Source organism: Micrococcus sp. iso_239, assembly GCF_056173395.1.
In genome coordinates this window covers 2,325,945-2,340,241 of the sequence record NZ_CM149672.1, presented here as the reverse complement: position 1 = coordinate 2,340,241, position 14,297 = coordinate 2,325,945, and the positions used below count along the sequence as shown (strand labels likewise).

The window sequence follows — 14,297 nt, the reverse complement described above, 5'->3', positions numbered from 1 at the left end:
ATGGGCGCATGGGGCAGAAACGTCTTCCAGAACGACACCGCGCTGGACATCGTGGACGAGGTCCTCGACGGCACCTTCGACCTGGACGAGTTCCGCAAGAACTTCCGTCGCGACGAGGACGAGGGCCACCTGACCGCGAGCCAGGGCGCCGCACTCCTCACCCTCGGGGCGCTCGTGCGGATCGCCCGGAACGAGGACCACGCGGACCTCGAGGCCCTGCTCGAGCACGCGGAGACGGACGAGGTGGACCTCACCGCCTTCATCGACCAGTTCTCGGACGAGGACGTCGAGACCCTGCGCGAGCTGATCGGCGTGGTCATCCGCGAGCCCTCCTGCTCCGAGCTCTACCAGCTCTGGGAGGAGTCCGGGGAGCTCGAGCAGTGGCTCGAGTACTCCCGCGAATGCCTGCCCTGACCGGCCGGCCGGGCCGGGGTGGACCCGGCCCGCGCTCGGCCCCGCCCCGGCTCAGCGCGCGTAGCGGGTGAGCCGCAGCGAGTTCAGCACCACGAGCACGCTCGAGGCCGCCATCGCGCCGCCGGCGATCATCGGGTTGAGCAGGCCCAGGGCCGCGACCGGGATGCCGAGCACGTTGTAGAGGAACGCCCAGAACAGGTTCATCCGGATGATCCCCAGGGTGCGGCGGCTCAGGTCGAGCGCCTGGACCACCTGGTGCAGGTCGTCGCCCATCACGGTGATCTGCGCGGCCTCGCGGGCCACGTCCGTCCCCGAGCCCATGGCGATGCCCATGTCCGCCGCGGCGAGCGCCGGGGCGTCGTTGACGCCGTCGCCCACCATGGCCACCACGGCGCCCTCGGACTGCAGGCGCGTCACCACGTCCACCTTGTCCTCGGGGCGCACGCCGGCCACCACGTCCTCGGCCGGGATCCCGACGGCGGCCGCCACCTGGGTGGCGACGGCGGCGTTGTCCCCGGTCACCAGCAGCGGGCGCAGGCCGAGCTCCTTGAGCCGGGCGATGGCGTCCGCCGAGGTCTCCTTCACGGTGTCCCGCACGGACAGGACGCCGGCCACGCGGCCGCCGACCGCGACCCATACGGCCGTGGCGCCGGCCTGCTCCGCGGCCTCGAACGCGGCCCGGTGCTCGGCGGGGATGCCGCCGTCGAGGGCGGTCTCGAGGACGGAGCCGCGGCCGACGGCCACGCGGACCGGGGCCGGGCCGGCGGCGTCGTGCGCGCCGGAGCCGAGGGCGCCGTCGTCGTGGGGGAGGGCGACCAGCCCGGACACGCCGCCGCCGGCTGTGGAGGCAAAGTCCGCCACGTCGGGCACGGTCAGGCCGCGTTCCTCGGCGCCGGCCACGATCGCGCGGGCGATCGGGTGCTCGGACCCGCGCTCAACGGCGGCCGCCAGGGTCAGCAGGACGTCGGCGGCCTGGTCCGGCGCCGTCTCGGCCACGAAAGCGCTCCGGGAGGCGCCCGTTTCGGCCACGAAAGCGGGGTCGAGGACGAGGACGTCCGCGAGCGCCATGCGGCCCTCGGTCACGGTGCCGGTCTTGTCCAGCACGATCGTGTCCACGGTGCGCGAGTCCTCGAGCACCTCGGGGCCGCGGATGAGGATGCCCAGCTGCGAGGCGCGGCCGGTGCCGGCCAGCAGGCCGACCGGGGTCGCCAGACCGAGGGCGCACGGGCACGCGATCACGAGCACGGCCACGCCGGCGCGCAGCGCGGACGGCAGGTCGCCGGTCACCAGCATCCACACCGCGAAGGTCAGCACGGCGATCCCGAGCACGATCGGCACGAACACGGCGGAGATCCGGTCGGCCAGCCGGGCCACGCGGGCCTTGCCGGTCTGCGCCTCGGAGACGAGCCGTCCCATCTGGGCGAGCGTCGTGTCCGAGCCGACGCGGGTCGCGCGGGCCACGAGCCGGCCCGAGGTGTTCAGGGTGGCGCCGGTGAGGGCGTCCCCGGGGCCGACCTCCACGGGCACGGACTCGCCCGTGAGCAGGGAGGCGTCCACGGCGGAGGTGCCCTCGAGCACCTCGGCGTCCGTGGGCACTTTCTCGCCGGGGCGGATCAGCACGACGTCGCCCGGCGCGAGGGACTCGGCGGGCACCGTGCGCTCGTCGTGGGTCTCGGGGTCGTAGAGGGTGGCCTGGGCCGCGCCCAGGTCCAGGAGGGCCCGCAGCGCGGCGCCGGCCTCCCGCTTGGCGCGGGCCTCGAGCCAGCGGCCCAGCAGCAGGAACGTGGTGATGACCGCGGCCGTCTCGAAGTACAGGCTGTGGTGGGCCATCTCCGCCATGGTCCCGCCCACGTGGGCGGTCATGTCCGGCGCCAGGATCAGCTCCACGGCCGAGAAGGAGAAGGAGACGAGCACGCCCAGGGACACGAGGGTGTCCATCGTGGACGAGCCGTGCCGGGCCGCGCGGAACGCCGCCGAGTGGAACGGCCACGCCGCCCACAGCGCCACGGGCGCCGCCAGGGCGAACGCGACCCAGCCCCAGTGCGGGAACTGCAGCGCCGGGACCATGGAGATCAGCACGAGCGGCACCGTCAGCACCGCCGCGCCGATCAGGCGCGGCTTGAGCACGTCCTCACTCGGACCGTGGGCCATGTGGTCGTGGTGGTCCACGCCGTCATGGTCCGCGGCATGCTCCTCGCCGTGCTCGGAGGTGTGCGCGTGCCCGGCGTGTCCGGCGTGTCCGGCCGGCGGGGCGGGACGGCGCACGGTGGCGCCGTACCCGGCCTTCTCGACGGCGGCCACGAGCTCCTCGTCCGAGACGCCGGCGGGCGCGGTGACGGTCGCCTGTTCGAGCGGCAGGTTCACGGACGCCGTGACGCCCTCGAGCTTGCCCAGCTTGCGTTCGACGCGACCCACGCACGAGGCGCAGGTCATGCCGGTGACGTCCAGGTCGACGCGGCGGGTGGTCTCGGCCGGCGGGCCGGCCGGGGTGGAGGAGGCGGGGTGGGTCATGGGGCTCAGCCCTCCACCAGCGTGTAGCCGGCCTCCTCGACGGCGGCGCGTGCGGCGGCGGGGTCGAGGGGGCCCTCGGAGGTGACGGTCGCGGTGGACACGCCCCCGGCGTTCAGGTCGACGTCCACGGCGGAGACGCCGGCGATCTCACCGAGCTCCTCCCGGACGGAGGCGACGCAGTGGCCGCAGGTCATGCCGGTGATCTTCAGGTCGGTGGTGGTCATCTCGTGCTCCTCGTGCGGTGGTGGGTGGGCGACGGCGCCGGTCAGCGCAGCAGGCGGCCGAGGGCGGCCGTCGCCTCGGCGACCTTCTCGTCGATGAGCTCGGTGCGGCCTTCCGCCTCGGCCTGCACCGCGGCCTCGGCCACGCAGTGACGCAGGTGCTCCGAGGTGAGGTTCAGGCTGAGGGACTGCAGCGCCTTCGTGACGGCGGCGATCTGCGTGAGGACGTCGATGCAGTACACGTCCTCGTCCACCATGCGGTGGAGGCCGCGCACCTGCCCCTCGATGCGGCGCAGTCGCGCCAGGTGCTTGGCCTTGTCCCGGTGGACCTCGTGCGGGGGCCGGTGGCCGTCGCAGGCGTCCGCCGCGGCGGACGGAAGGGGCGAGGCGGCGGCGGGCGCCGTCGTCGTGCTGTCCGTGCTCATACCCCCTGTTCTATACCCCAGGGGGGTATAGGTCAAGGGGTCGGCCGACGCGGGTGCCCTCCTCCGGCAGCGGGGTGGCGGCTTCGCCCAGATCGGCGATCAGGCCGCGGACCTCCAGGTCCAGGGCGTCGCGCACGCCGCGCACCTGCTCGAGGCTCATGCCGCGGATCGACGGCACGGACCACTTCTGCACCTGCGCGCCCTCGGGGATCTCGAACGGATCCGCGCCGTCGAAGAGCACCACGATCTCGGCGGCCCGGAGCACGTCCGGGTCCAGACCCTTGGTGTACGTGTGGTGCAGCGGGATGCCGATCTCGTTCATCGCCTCGAACGCGGTGGAGATGACCTCGCCGGCAGGCTCCGTGCCGGCCGAACGGGCCCTGACCGCGCCGTGGGTGCGGTTCTCGAGCAGGGCCGCGGCCATCTGCGAGCGGCCGGCGTTGCCGTGGCAGACGAACAGCACACGCGGGTGGCGGGACTCGATGCTGCCCTGGTTGATCGCCTTGGCGCGCAGGCGCGAGGCGGCATGCTGCACCGCGGTGGTCGGCAGCATCTCCGGATGGCGGCTCGTCGCGGCGAGCTCGGCGTAGGAGTCGAACAGGATCTGACGCACCGTCGCCTCGTCGGCCACGCCGGGGAAGCGCGCCATCAGCGGCCCGACCTCGCGCTCGAGCACGTGCGCGGCCATCCCGTGCGGCACGGGGTCCACCGCGGCGGGGATGTCCGGCGCGGCCGTCGTGTCCAGCGGCATGTCGTCCACCGCCGGGGCGTGATCGGCGTGGGGGTCCGGGGGGATGGGGGTCATGGTGCGAGTCCTCCGGGGAAGGCGGTCGGCTGAACGCGAGGTGAACGGGTGCCCCCACCCTGCGACGTCGGGTGTGCCGGCGCAAGCCTTGACGGGATCCCTCCGCGCCCGACGACGCTGCTCGCCGCCGTCGTCGGGGCGGTGGCCGACGCCCGGGCCCGGAGCGGGGGTCCGCCGAGGTGGGAGAGAATGGGGGCCATGTCTGTCCGCTCCCTGCTCCCGGACCTCGGCGCCCCCGCGACCGGGGCCCCCGAGGCCGCCGTCCCCCCGTTCGCCCGGGCGGTGCTGTGGGCGCACGGGGACGACGCGTGGCGGGGCGAGGGCGGCTGGACCGTGCTCCTGGACGGCACCGACCGGCTCCGCCGGCTCTCCGCGCTGTGGCAGGCCGCCGTCGCCGGGCGACCGGACCCGACGGCCCCGCTGCGGGGCTGGATCTCCTCGACCTTCGCCGATGACTCGCCCGAGCCCGCGGTCCTGCGCATCCCCGCGGATCTGCGCCGCGCCACGCCGTCCGGCGTGCGGGACGTGGCCCAGCACGTGGACGCGGACGCGCTCGCAGCCGCCGTCGCCGCGGACCGCGGAGCCCGGCTGCTGGCCGACGGCGAGGTGCCCCTGCCCGCCGACGTCGCCGACCTCGCCTGGGACGACGCCGGCTACGCGGCCGGGGTGCGCGAGCTGCTGACGCGGATGGCCGACTCGGGCGGGGAGCTGGCGAAGGTCGTGATCAGCCGCACGATGACCGTCCCCGCGGACGACGCCGACCTGTGGCGGGCGATCGGGGCCCTGCGCCGCGAGTACCCGCAGACCTGGGTGTTCGCCGTCGGCGGGCTGCTGGGCGCCACGCCCGAGGTCCTCGCCACGCGGCACGCGGGGCTCGTGGGCTCGCGGGTGCTGGCGGGGTCCATGCCGCGCGGCGCGGACGAGGAGGAGGACGCCGCGCTGCGGGAGCGTCTGGCCTCTGATCCGCGGCTGGCGGAGGAGCATCGCTGGGCCGCGCGGTCGGTGCTGGACGCGCTGGCGCCCGTCGTCGACCTCGCCGACGACGACCCCGCGCCCACCGTCCTGACCCTGCCGAACGTGCACCACCTGGCCACGTCCGTGCGCGGCCGGCTGCGGGACGGGCGGGGGACCGTGCTGGACGTGGTGGCCGCGCTGCATCCGACGGCGGCCGTCGGCGGGACCCCCACGCCGGACGCGGTGAGGGTGATCGCGGAGGTCGAGCCCGTGGACCGCGGCCGCTATGCGGGCCCGGTCGGGTGGCTCGACCAGGACGGCGACGGCGAGATCGCCCTGGCGCTGCGCTGTGGCCAGCAGGTGCCCGGCGGGGTGCGGCTGCAGGCCGGGGGCGGGATGGTCCCGGGAGCGGTGCCCGAGGAGGAGGTCACGGAGATCCGGGCCAAGTTCCTGCCGATGCGCCGAGCGCTGGGCGTCGCCGAGGACTGAGGCCTCCCGTGCCGGTCGCGCTTTCGTTCGGGAAATGGCGGCGTGTCGCGGTGCTTTCGTTCGGGAAACGGCGTCGCACGCCGGATTCGCGTGGGCGGCGATGGAACGGCGTCCAGGAGCGGAGGTGCCGGATGGCCGCATCAGCAAGGAGCGGTGACGCCGTTTCTCGAACGAAAGCGTCCGGGGAGGCGAGAAGACCCGCCGGCCACGGCCCCTCGCGGGGCGGGCCGACGGGTCGTCGCGTCGGTATGGGGGATCAGGCGGCGACGGCCATGGCCTCGTGGGCCGGCGCCGCGGCCTGGAGGCGGCGGGTGGCCTCGCGCTCGGCGAGGGCCGGCAGGAAGGTGGTGATGCGGGCGCCGCGCTTGAGGTCGGCGACGACCTCGCGGACGACCGAGCGGACGGTCTCGGCGGTGACGGTGCCCTCGAAGCGGCGGAGGAGGGTCTCCTCGACGCGCTGGAGCACGTGGCGTTGCATGAGGGGGCTCGGGGCGGTGGGCAGGTGGTGGCTGGTCGTGTTGATGCTCACGGTGAGCACCTCCTTTGGTTGCCGGACCACGAGTCCGGCGGATCGTCGCGGCGGGGCCGCGGGTGATGAGTTCGGTGGAGTCCCGACCTCGCGTTCCGTAAACGCTAGGTGAACTGCTTGTGAACAAGTTTACAGATTTCCTCCCGGAGTGCAACTCCGTGTTCACCAACGTGACCTGTGACACCCTGTCGCGCATGCCTGCATGGCGCGAAATCAGCGCAATCATGCGGTTCTCGGATCGAGGTGCCACGAGCGGCAGGCGAACAGCAAGATGAACAGAAGGTGAACGGCACCGTTCATCTCGGCCCCCTGCCCCTCCGCCCGGCCCGGTGCGAGGCTGGGACCATGCGCCCCGACTGCCACTCCGCCCCGACCTCCGCGGCCGCCCTCGCCCGCGAGGCCGTGATCCTCGCCGGCGCCGGCGCGGCGATCCTGCTCCAGGTGGCGCACCGGCCGGTGGGGGCCGGCGTCGCCGTCCACTCCCGGTTCACCGAGGACCCGATGCGCCGGCTCCGCCACACGCTCGCCTACATCTACGCGGTCACCCTCCCCGAGGCCGCGTCGTTGCGAGACGCGGTCGTCGACCGGGTGCGGGCGGCGCACCGCCCGGTCCGCGGGGTCGACGCCGGAGGCCACCCCTACGACGCCGCCGACCCGGACGCCCAGCTCTGGGTGGCCGCCACCCTCTACGCGATGGGGGAGCAGGTGCGCCGCCGGATGTGGGGCGCCCTCGACGCCGAGGACGCCGACCGCCTCTACCGCGGGTACGCCCCGCTCGCCACGAGCCTGGAGGTCCCCGCCTCCGCCTGGCCGGTCGACCGCGCGGCGTTCGCGGACTACTGGGACGACCGGGTGGCCCGGCTCGAGGTCACGGACGACGCGCGGCGGATCGCCGCCGACCTGTTCTCCGGCCAGGGCGTCCCCGCGCCGCTGCGGGCGGCCCTGCCCCTGGCCCGGTTCGTCACCGCCGGCCTCCTCCCGGGGCGCGTGCGCGCCGGCCTCGGCTGGTCCTGGACCGGGCGGGACTCCGTCCGGGAGGCACGCCTCTGGGGGCTGGCGCGGACCCTGTACCGGCCGCTGCCGGCGAGGGTGCGCGGCGTCGTCGTCCGCTGGGTCCTGCGGGGGCTGCCCCGGATGCCGGGGCCGCGCGGCGCCGTCGACGTGGAGGCGACCCGCCGCGAAGTCCGCCCCGTCTGGGAGAATGGTGCCGATGTCTGACTACCAGCCCCGCCGCCCCGGATCGAAGCCCACCCCGAACCGCCAGAGGGACCGCGCCGGCAAGCCGGCCCTCGGCCGCCCCGAGCGCGGCCTGATCGACGAGTCCGAGGCGCGCCAGCTCGCCGAGGACCGAGAGCGCATGCGCCGCGCCGGCGTCGGCCACCAGCTCTCCGCGCCCAAGCGCCGCGAGGCCGCCACCGCCGAGCGCCCCCAGGTGATGCCGAAGACCGAGGGCTGGACCCAGCCGATGGGCCCGGACGGCCGACCGCAGCTGCAGTTCAAGCAGCCGCGCGTCTCCCAGCCGCCCACCCACCTGGCCGACCTCACGCTGAAGGAACGGCAGGAGAAGGCCAAGGAGATCGGGCTGCCGGCGTTCCGCGCCAAGCAGCTCTCGGTGCACTACTTCGAGCACTACACCACCGATCCGGAGCAGATGACGGACCTGCCCAAGGACAAGCGGGAGGCGATCGCGGAGGCGTTCTTCCCGCCGCTGCTCACCGAGGTCCGGCGCATGGAGACCGACCGCGGGGACACCGTCAAGTTCCTGTGGCGGCTGTTCGACGGCGCGCTCGTGGAGTCCGTGCTCATGCGGTACCCCGGCCGCGTGACGCTGTGCGTGTCCAGCCAGGCCGGCTGCGGGATGAACTGCCCGTTCTGCGCCACGGGCCAGGCCGGGCTGACCCGCAACATGTCCACGGCGGAGATCGTGGAGCAGATCGTGCTGGCCAACCAGGTGATCGCCCAGGGCGGACTGGGCGGCAAGCGCAAGGACGGCGGGCACGACGCCGACCGCGTCACCAACGTCGTGTTCATGGGCATGGGTGAGCCCCTGGCCAACTACAAGCGCGTGATGGCCGCCGTGCACCGCATGGTGGACCCCTCGCCCGAGGGTCTGGGCATGTCCGCGCGGAACATCACGCTGTCCACTGTGGGCCTGGTGCCGGCCATCCGGAAGCTGGCCGAGGAGGGGGTGCCGCTGACGTTCGCCCTGTCCCTGCACGCGCCGGACGACGAGCTGCGCGACGAGCTGATCCCCGTGAACTCGCGCTGGAAGGCGGACGAGGCGATCGACGCCGCATACGACTACTTCGTGGCCACCGGGCGCCGGGTGTCCATCGAGTACGCGCTCATCAAGGACATGAACGACCACGCGTGGCGCGCCGACCTGCTGGCCAAGAAGCTCAACGCCCGGGGCAAGGGCTGGGTGCACGTGAACCCGATCCCGCTGAACCCGACGCCGGGCTCCATCTGGACCGCCTCGGAGAAGGACGTGACGCGCGAGTTCGTGGACCGGCTCAACGCCGCCGGCATCCCCACCACCCTGCGTGACACCCGTGGCAAGGAGATCGACGGCGCATGCGGCCAGCTGGCGGCCGAGGACGAAGACGCGGCGGCCAGTTGACCCCGCCCCGGCGGCGCCCCCGGCCGGGGAAGGGGCGGCCCCGGCGTCGCGCCGGGACCGGGGTGTTGGATTGCAGGGCATCACTGCTTGTTGCTGCGCGTCGAGGTAGGTCTATGGCCGACAATGAGCGCGCAGAGAAGACCAGACACGTCGCGCATTCAACACTTCCTGCCGCTAGGCGCCTCGACAAGGGGGCCTTTTTACTTGAGCCTCAGACCGCCGATGGAGGACCTGGTGAGCGGCACGCACTCGGTGACCGATGCTGCGCGTGAGTGTGACCTAGAATGCGGATGTGTCTGTAGTTTGCTGCCGAGGGGCAGCAGGAGGAGTCGAGGGGGTCGCATGAGGTTGTACAAGACCGCATTACGGGTGGGACTGGGGATCTTTGCTGCTAGTGTGCTTGCCGGCTGTGGGGTCGAGGGGGGCGCAGGGCCAGCGACCGCAACGGTAACCGTGACAGAGACCGCTTCGGTGCCAGCCGATCCGGCTTCGTCTACCAGCGCTGCAGCAGCACCGGGATCGGATAGCTCTTCATCCGCCTCTTCCGCGGCCACGGTGAGTGTAACGCCTTCGACGCTCGAGGAGCTGCCGACCATCGGTGACACTCAGACACACGGCGGGGCAACGGTAACCCTGATTGATGCGGAGGCTTCGCGGACGTTAGAGCGCAATACTTCAGGTCACCGCGAGGGCTCCGGGTACGAGACTTTTGAAGTTGTTGAGGCCGATCAGGGAGGCCGCTTCGTAATTGCAACGACCGAGGTCCAGAATGACGGTTCTTCCTCGATGGACCTGACGTGCTCGTTGCCTATCATGGCTAAGGTTGTAGATGCGCAGGGTCGCGAGTTCGATACAGTGAAATCACTCTATGAACTCCGTGGGAACCCTGAATGCAATGATCAACTGCAGCCAGGCTTCAGTTCCGAGATGACCTATGCGTTCCTGGTGCCAGAAGGCGCTGACATTCGGGGCATCTACTTCCAGGATTTGAATCTGAACGATGGAGATGGGGCGGTCTTCGCCTTCGATCCATCGCTCTAATTCACCGGAAGACCTAAAAGACGACGACGAACCCATATTATGGGTTCGTCGTCGTCGGGTTAACGATGGATCAGAACCGGACGGTCTCGCTGTCGCCCGGCTCGGCGGTCCCGCCGGTGACCTTGGCCTTCACCAGCTCGACGGCGGTGGCCACCGCGCCCGGGGACTCCCAGAACTGGGCGGTGTCCACGTCCACGCGCACCAGCACGATCTGCGGATCCTCGGGGTTCGAGCCCTCACCGAAGAACGCCTCGGTGGCCGGGTTCCAGAACTCCTTCTTGCGCGCGTCATCGCGGACGAGCTGCCCGTGGCCCGCGAGGGAGGCCCAGAAGTCCTTGTCCTGCACGGCGACGTTGACCGGGCGCTGCGGAGCGTCCGCGGCGACGTCGGAGGTGGCGCGCGTGAGGAACCAGAGCGTGCCGCCGTCCTCGGCCTGTTGCAGGCCCATCGGGCGGGTGACGAGCGTGCCGTCCCGCTCAGCGGTGGTCAGCATGCAGACGTTCACCTTCGCGAGCTTCTCGAGCAGACGGGCGCGGGGATCCTGGGTGCCCATGGCGTGACTCCTTCGTCGTCGGGTGCCGGCGCCCTGATGTGGCCACCGGCTCGTACCACCGACCCTAGGCACGGCCAGGCGGGGCCTGACCAGCGCTCAGCGGCGCACAGCCGCGGCGAGCCAGTCGACGGCGAGGGCGTAGCCCTGGACTCCCGCCCCGGCGATCACGACGTCGGCGACGGCGGAGACGTGCGAGTGGTGCCGGAACGCCTCGCGCCGGTGGACGTTGGAGATGTGCACCTCGGCGATCGGCCGGTCGACGGCGGCGAGGGCGTCCCGGATGGCGATGGAGGTGTGCGAGTACGCGGCGGGGTTGATGAGGACGCCCGCGTGGGAGGTGCGGGCCTCCTGGATCCAGTCGATGAGCTCGCCCTCGTGGTTGGACTGTCGGAAGTCCACGGTCAGCCCGTGCTCGGCCGCGCGGGCCTCGGTGAGCGCACGGACGTCGTCGAGGGTGGCCGTGCCGTAGACCTCGGGCTCGCGGGTGCCGAGCAGGTTCAGGTTGGGGCCGTTGAGCACGAGCAGGGGCAGGGCGGGAGTGGCGGTCATGCGGTCAGTCTAGGTGTTGTGGGTCATGAGGTTCTTGACACGAGGCACGGGCTGAGATGAGACGAGCGGGCTCCGCCCCGCAGGATGGGAATTGCGACATCCACTCATCCGCGGAAGGAAGCCCGCTCGTGACTCACGCTAACGCACCTCTGACCCCCACCGGCCGGCTGCGCATGGTCCACCGCCACCTGAACGACGGGATCCCGCAGTCCCACGTGGCCGCGGAGTTCCGCGTCAGTCGGCCCACGGTGGCCACCTGGGTCGCCCGCTACCGTGCCGAAGGCGAGGCAGGACTGCAAGACCGGTCGAGCCGGCCCCATCGCTCACCTGCCCGGCTCGACCCCGCGATCGTGGCCGAGCTGGAGGCCCTGCGCCGGGCCGAGAAGTGGTCCGCCCGGCGCATCCATCACCACCTCGCCTCCGAAGGCCACCAGGTGTGCCTGCGCACCGTGGGGAGGTGGCTGCACCGACTCGGGATCTCCCGCCTACGGGACCTGACCCCAGCCGGAGAAGACCTCCGCCAACGACCCCAGAAGATCACCGCCCGCGGCCCGGGGCACATGGTGCACCTGGACGTGAAGAAAATCGGGCGCATCCCTGAAGGGGGAGGCTGGCGCGCCCACGGAAGAGACAGTGAGGCAGGGCGTGCTTCCAAGCGGGGGTCTGGCCAGCGGGTCGGCTACACCTACCTGCACTCGGCGATCGACGGGTACACCCGCCTGGCGTACACCGAGGCGTTGGAGGACGAGAAGGCGGTGACCACGATCGGGTTCTTCTGCCGGGCGAGGGCGTTCTTCGCCGCCCACGGCATCACCGTGGACCGGGTGATCACGGACAACGGCAACAACTACCGGGCCGTGGACTTCACCCGGAAGGTGGTCTCGCTCGGGGGCCGGCATCACCGGATCCGCCCCTACACCCCGCGTCACAACGGGAAGGTCGAACGTTACAACCGGCTGATGGTCGATGAGGTCCTCTACGCCCGCCCCTACACCTCAGAGCGGGCTCGGCGTGAGGCCCTTCAGGTGTGGGTGAATCACTACAACTACCATCGGCCGCATACCTCCTGCGGAGATGCTCCACCGGCCTCGTTGGCCCCGGTGCGTGTCAACAACGTCATGCCCTCCTACATCTAGGAAGCGACGACGACGGCTCCCGTCTCGGCCGCGACAGTGCGTGGAAGGCGCCCGTTTCTCGAACGAAAGTGCCGGGACACGCCGCCGTTTCCCGAACGAAAGTGGGGTGGGGCGGAATAGGTGCGGCGGGGTGTCCGTTGTGGTCGGCAGGACGATCGCCGGCGTGAGCGCGTCGGCCCCGCTGACGAAAGGACCCACCGTGGCCACCAAGGACCTGACCCTCGAGGAGTTCGGCTCCACCGTCGCCGAGAACGACACCGTGCTCGTGGACTTCTGGGCCGGCTGGTGCGGCCCGTGCCGCCAGTTCGCCCCCGTGTTCGAGGCCGCCTCGGAGAAGCACGACGACGTCGTGTTCGCCAAGGTCGACACGGAGGACCAGCAGCAGCTGGCGGCGATGGCCGGCATCACCTCCATCCCCACGCTCATGGCCTTCCGCGGCGGCGTGCTCGTGTTCTCCCAGGCCGGCGCCCTGCCGGGCACCGCGCTCGAGCAGCTGCTCGACCAGGTCAAGGGCCTCGACATCGCAGAGGTCCGCCGCCTGGCCGAGGAGCAGCAGGGCCAGCAGGGCGACGCCGAGCCGGGGCAGGACGAGGCCGTGCAGTCCACCGCCGCCCACCTCGACGACGTCAACGGCCGCTGACGGCCCGCGCGGCGTCGCCGCGCCGGCCGCTCACCGCGGGTCGAACGCCCCCTGCTGCCACTGCTCCACGAGCCACGGGCTGAACGCCCGGGGGACGGCGGCCAGGGCGGCGGCCAGATCGGCCGGCTCCACCCAGCACCACTCCGCGACCTCGTCCCGCTCCGGGGCGGGGTCGCCGTGCATCCGGGCCCGGAACACCGGGCAGATCTCGTGCTCCTCCATGCCGGAGGCGTCCGCGGCCCGGTAGCGGAAGTCGGGGAGCACCTCGACGACGTCGGACACCTCCACGCCCAGCTCCTGCGGGGCGCGGCGCAGCACGGCCTCCGCGGGGGACTCGCCGGGGCCGGGGTGCCCGCAGAACCCGTTGGTCCACACCCCGGGGAACGCCGCCTTGCCCAGCGCCCGGCGGGTGAGCAGGAACCGGTCGGCCTCGTCGTACACGTGACAGGAGAAGGCCAGGTGCAGGGGCGTGCCGCCGTCCTCGGTGCGGCGGTGGACCGTGGCCTTGGCCTCCGTGCCCACGGCCTCGCCCGCCGGGGACAGCAGGACCACGCGCTCGACGTCGTCGGGGCCTGCGACCGGGACGTCCGAGGCCGCCATCCACGGTCGGGCGACGGGGGAGGGGTGGTCGTGCGGGGAGGGCGTGGCCGGGGTCTGCATGCCTCTCAGTGTGGCAGGCGAGCCGGGCCGCCCATCAGATGTGGGCCATGTCACCCCGGCCCGATCCTGATGGCCGGGCGTGGCTAGAGTGCTGAGGTCGGCGCCACACCCCGGCGCGTCCCACGTCACTCGAGGAGAGCACCCCCATGGCCTTCGCCGCCCTGTCCCGTTCCGCCCGTCTTGCCGGCCTGTCCGCTGCCGCGCTGCTGGCCCTCACCGCGTGCGGCGGTCAGGACTCGTCCGACGCCGACGCGTCCGCCTCGACGACGGCGCCCGCCTCCGCGTCCGCGCAGGGTGCGGAGTCGTCGTCCGCCTCGGCGTCGTCGCTGTCCGCGGCCCCGGCCGACTACGAGGCCGGCACGTGCTTCACCGCCCCGCTCGGCGCCCGTGACCTGTCCTCCTTCGAGACCACCGACTGCGAGGGCGCCCACACCGCGGAGTACCTGTGGGCCGTGCCGGCCGTGGCCGAGGGCGAGGAGGCCGACCCGGCCGCCGCCCAGACCTGCACCGCCCAGGCCCAGCGCCTGAGCGAGGAGAAGGAGGACCAGCTGAACGGGGCCGTCCTGACCTCCTCCGAGCTGGGCAACTACGGCACCGACGAGAAGCACTGCGTCGTGTACGGGGTCTCCGGTGAGTGGGAGGGTCAGATCGTGGACCCGGAGATCACCCTGGAGACGGCGTCCGCCGACGCCTGATCCCGACGGCGGCCCCGTGCGTCGTGAGATCGCGCCGCCCGGGACCGCCGCGCAT

Annotated in this window: 16 protein-coding genes; 8 read left to right on the top strand and 8 right to left on the bottom strand. The window is 72.5% G+C overall.

Translation table 11 applies throughout. The features are described 5' to 3' along the window. Entirely contained in the window at positions 1 to 414 is a 414-nt protein-coding gene (locus tag AC0VX2_RS10935) for a DUF4259 domain-containing protein (protein WP_036316745.1), read from the top strand. A 51-nt stretch (positions 415 to 465) separates the two neighbouring features. On the opposite strand, the gene AC0VX2_RS10930 is transcribed toward AC0VX2_RS10935, so the two are convergent. The 4 genes from AC0VX2_RS10930 to AC0VX2_RS10915 are packed head-to-tail and all read right to left on the bottom strand — an operon-like array spanning position 466 to position 4,376. Further along, positions 466 to 2,925 carry a heavy metal translocating P-type ATPase gene (locus AC0VX2_RS10930; protein ID WP_041103401.1) on the bottom strand — a complete coding sequence of 820 codons (2,460 nt, stop codon included), beginning with the start codon at positions 2,923 to 2,925 and terminating at the stop codon, positions 466 to 468. Between the two features lie 5 nt (positions 2,926 to 2,930). Next, positions 2,931 to 3,149 (bottom strand): heavy-metal-associated domain-containing protein, encoded by a 219-nt coding sequence (locus AC0VX2_RS10925; RefSeq protein WP_041103399.1) that lies wholly within the window; start codon positions 3,147 to 3,149, stop codon positions 2,931 to 2,933. Positions 3,150 to 3,190: 41 nt separating this feature from the next. Further along, positions 3,191 to 3,571, bottom strand: a complete 381-nt coding sequence (locus AC0VX2_RS10920) for a metal-sensitive transcriptional regulator (RefSeq protein WP_010079981.1) — start codon at positions 3,569 to 3,571, stop codon at positions 3,191 to 3,193. A 10-nt stretch (positions 3,572 to 3,581) separates the two neighbouring features. After that, positions 3,582 to 4,376: an arsenate-mycothiol transferase ArsC gene (locus tag AC0VX2_RS10915; RefSeq protein ID WP_041103397.1), complete on the bottom strand. Its 795-nt coding sequence runs from the start codon at positions 4,374 to 4,376 to the stop codon at positions 3,582 to 3,584. A gap of 198 nt (positions 4,377 to 4,574) precedes the next feature. Here AC0VX2_RS10915 and AC0VX2_RS10910 point away from each other — a divergent pair, with 198 nt between their 5' ends. After that, complete coding sequence (locus tag AC0VX2_RS10910) at positions 4,575 to 5,819, top strand: isochorismate synthase (protein WP_041103395.1); 1,245 nt, start codon at positions 4,575 to 4,577, stop codon at positions 5,817 to 5,819. A gap of 256 nt (positions 5,820 to 6,075) precedes the next feature. On the opposite strand, the gene AC0VX2_RS10905 is transcribed toward AC0VX2_RS10910, so the two are convergent. Further along, positions 6,076 to 6,348: a three-helix bundle dimerization domain-containing protein gene (locus AC0VX2_RS10905; protein ID WP_240756457.1), complete on the bottom strand. Its 273-nt coding sequence runs from the start codon at positions 6,346 to 6,348 to the stop codon at positions 6,076 to 6,078. 345 nt (positions 6,349 to 6,693) lie between these two features. Here AC0VX2_RS10905 and AC0VX2_RS10900 point away from each other — a divergent pair, with 345 nt between their 5' ends. From AC0VX2_RS10900 to AC0VX2_RS10890, 3 genes are all read left to right on the top strand, one after another. Beyond that, positions 6,694 to 7,566, top strand: coding sequence for an oxygenase MpaB family protein (locus tag AC0VX2_RS10900; protein WP_020628429.1), 873 nt, complete (start codon positions 6,694 to 6,696; stop codon positions 7,564 to 7,566). A 217-nt stretch (positions 7,567 to 7,783) separates the two neighbouring features. Then, entirely contained in the window at positions 7,784 to 8,968 is a 1,185-nt protein-coding gene (gene rlmN, locus AC0VX2_RS10895) for a dual-specificity RNA methyltransferase RlmN (RefSeq protein WP_459564257.1), read from the top strand. Positions 8,969 to 9,421: 453 nt separating this feature from the next. After that, positions 9,422 to 10,009 carry a DUF4352 domain-containing protein gene (locus AC0VX2_RS10890; protein ID WP_169577820.1) on the top strand — a complete coding sequence of 196 codons (588 nt, stop codon included), beginning with the start codon at positions 9,422 to 9,424 and terminating at the stop codon, positions 10,007 to 10,009. Positions 10,010 to 10,079: 70 nt separating this feature from the next. Here AC0VX2_RS10890 and AC0VX2_RS10885 read toward each other — a convergent pair whose 3' ends face one another. Together AC0VX2_RS10885 and aroQ are read right to left on the bottom strand one after the other, a co-directional pair. Continuing rightward, positions 10,080 to 10,562, bottom strand: a complete 483-nt coding sequence (locus tag AC0VX2_RS10885) for a pyridoxamine 5'-phosphate oxidase family protein (RefSeq protein ID WP_020628426.1) — start codon at positions 10,560 to 10,562, stop codon at positions 10,080 to 10,082. 96 nt (positions 10,563 to 10,658) lie between these two features. Beyond that, positions 10,659 to 11,111: a type II 3-dehydroquinate dehydratase gene (gene aroQ / locus AC0VX2_RS10880; RefSeq protein ID WP_020628425.1), complete on the bottom strand. Its 453-nt coding sequence runs from the start codon at positions 11,109 to 11,111 to the stop codon at positions 10,659 to 10,661. Positions 11,112 to 11,239: 128 nt separating this feature from the next. Between aroQ and AC0VX2_RS10875 the strand changes: the two genes are divergently transcribed. Further along, a complete protein-coding gene (locus AC0VX2_RS10875) occupies positions 11,240 to 12,247 on the top strand; it encodes an IS481 family transposase (protein WP_148408581.1) in 1,008 nt (335 codons plus the stop codon). Positions 12,248 to 12,446: 199 nt separating this feature from the next. Continuing rightward, positions 12,447 to 12,887 (top strand): thioredoxin, encoded by a 441-nt coding sequence (trxA, locus tag AC0VX2_RS10870; RefSeq protein ID WP_051995255.1) that lies wholly within the window; start codon positions 12,447 to 12,449, stop codon positions 12,885 to 12,887. 30 nt (positions 12,888 to 12,917) lie between these two features. On the opposite strand, the gene idi is transcribed toward trxA, so the two are convergent. Beyond that, the gene (gene idi, locus AC0VX2_RS10865) at positions 12,918 to 13,547 is read right to left on the bottom strand and encodes an isopentenyl-diphosphate Delta-isomerase (RefSeq protein ID WP_020626536.1); all 630 of its coding nucleotides are present in this window, start codon (positions 13,545 to 13,547) and stop codon (positions 12,918 to 12,920) included. A 146-nt stretch (positions 13,548 to 13,693) separates the two neighbouring features. Here idi and AC0VX2_RS10860 point away from each other — a divergent pair, with 146 nt between their 5' ends. Continuing rightward, on the top strand, positions 13,694 to 14,242 hold the full coding sequence (locus tag AC0VX2_RS10860) for a hypothetical protein (protein WP_020626537.1): 549 nt from the start codon (positions 13,694 to 13,696) through the stop codon (positions 14,240 to 14,242). The last annotated feature ends 55 nt before the right edge of the window (positions 14,243 to 14,297 follow it).

Coding starts and splice junctions, on each gene's coding strand:
- AC0VX2_RS10935 (WP_036316745.1), top strand. CDS start 1: ATGGGCGCATGGGGCAGAAACGTCTTCCAGAACGACACCGCGCTGGAC.
- AC0VX2_RS10930 (WP_041103401.1), bottom strand. CDS start 2,925: ATGACCCACCCCGCCTCCTCCACCCCGGCCGGCCCGCCGGCCGAGACC.
- AC0VX2_RS10925 (WP_041103399.1), bottom strand. CDS start 3,149: ATGACCACCACCGACCTGAAGATCACCGGCATGACCTGCGGCCACTGC.
- AC0VX2_RS10920 (WP_010079981.1), bottom strand. CDS start 3,571: ATGAGCACGGACAGCACGACGACGGCGCCCGCCGCCGCCTCGCCCCTT.
- AC0VX2_RS10915 (WP_041103397.1), bottom strand. CDS start 4,376: ATGACCCCCATCCCCCCGGACCCCCACGCCGATCACGCCCCGGCGGTG.
- AC0VX2_RS10910 (WP_041103395.1), top strand. CDS start 4,575: ATGTCTGTCCGCTCCCTGCTCCCGGACCTCGGCGCCCCCGCGACCGGG.
- AC0VX2_RS10900 (WP_020628429.1), top strand. CDS start 6,694: ATGCGCCCCGACTGCCACTCCGCCCCGACCTCCGCGGCCGCCCTCGCC.
- rlmN (WP_459564257.1), top strand. CDS start 7,784: ATGCCGAAGACCGAGGGCTGGACCCAGCCGATGGGCCCGGACGGCCGA.
- AC0VX2_RS10885 (WP_020628426.1), bottom strand. CDS start 10,562: ATGGGCACCCAGGATCCCCGCGCCCGTCTGCTCGAGAAGCTCGCGAAG.
- aroQ (WP_020628425.1), bottom strand. CDS start 11,111: ATGACCGCCACTCCCGCCCTGCCCCTGCTCGTGCTCAACGGCCCCAAC.
- idi (WP_020626536.1), bottom strand. CDS start 13,547: ATGCAGACCCCGGCCACGCCCTCCCCGCACGACCACCCCTCCCCCGTC.
- AC0VX2_RS10860 (WP_020626537.1), top strand. CDS start 13,694: ATGGCCTTCGCCGCCCTGTCCCGTTCCGCCCGTCTTGCCGGCCTGTCC.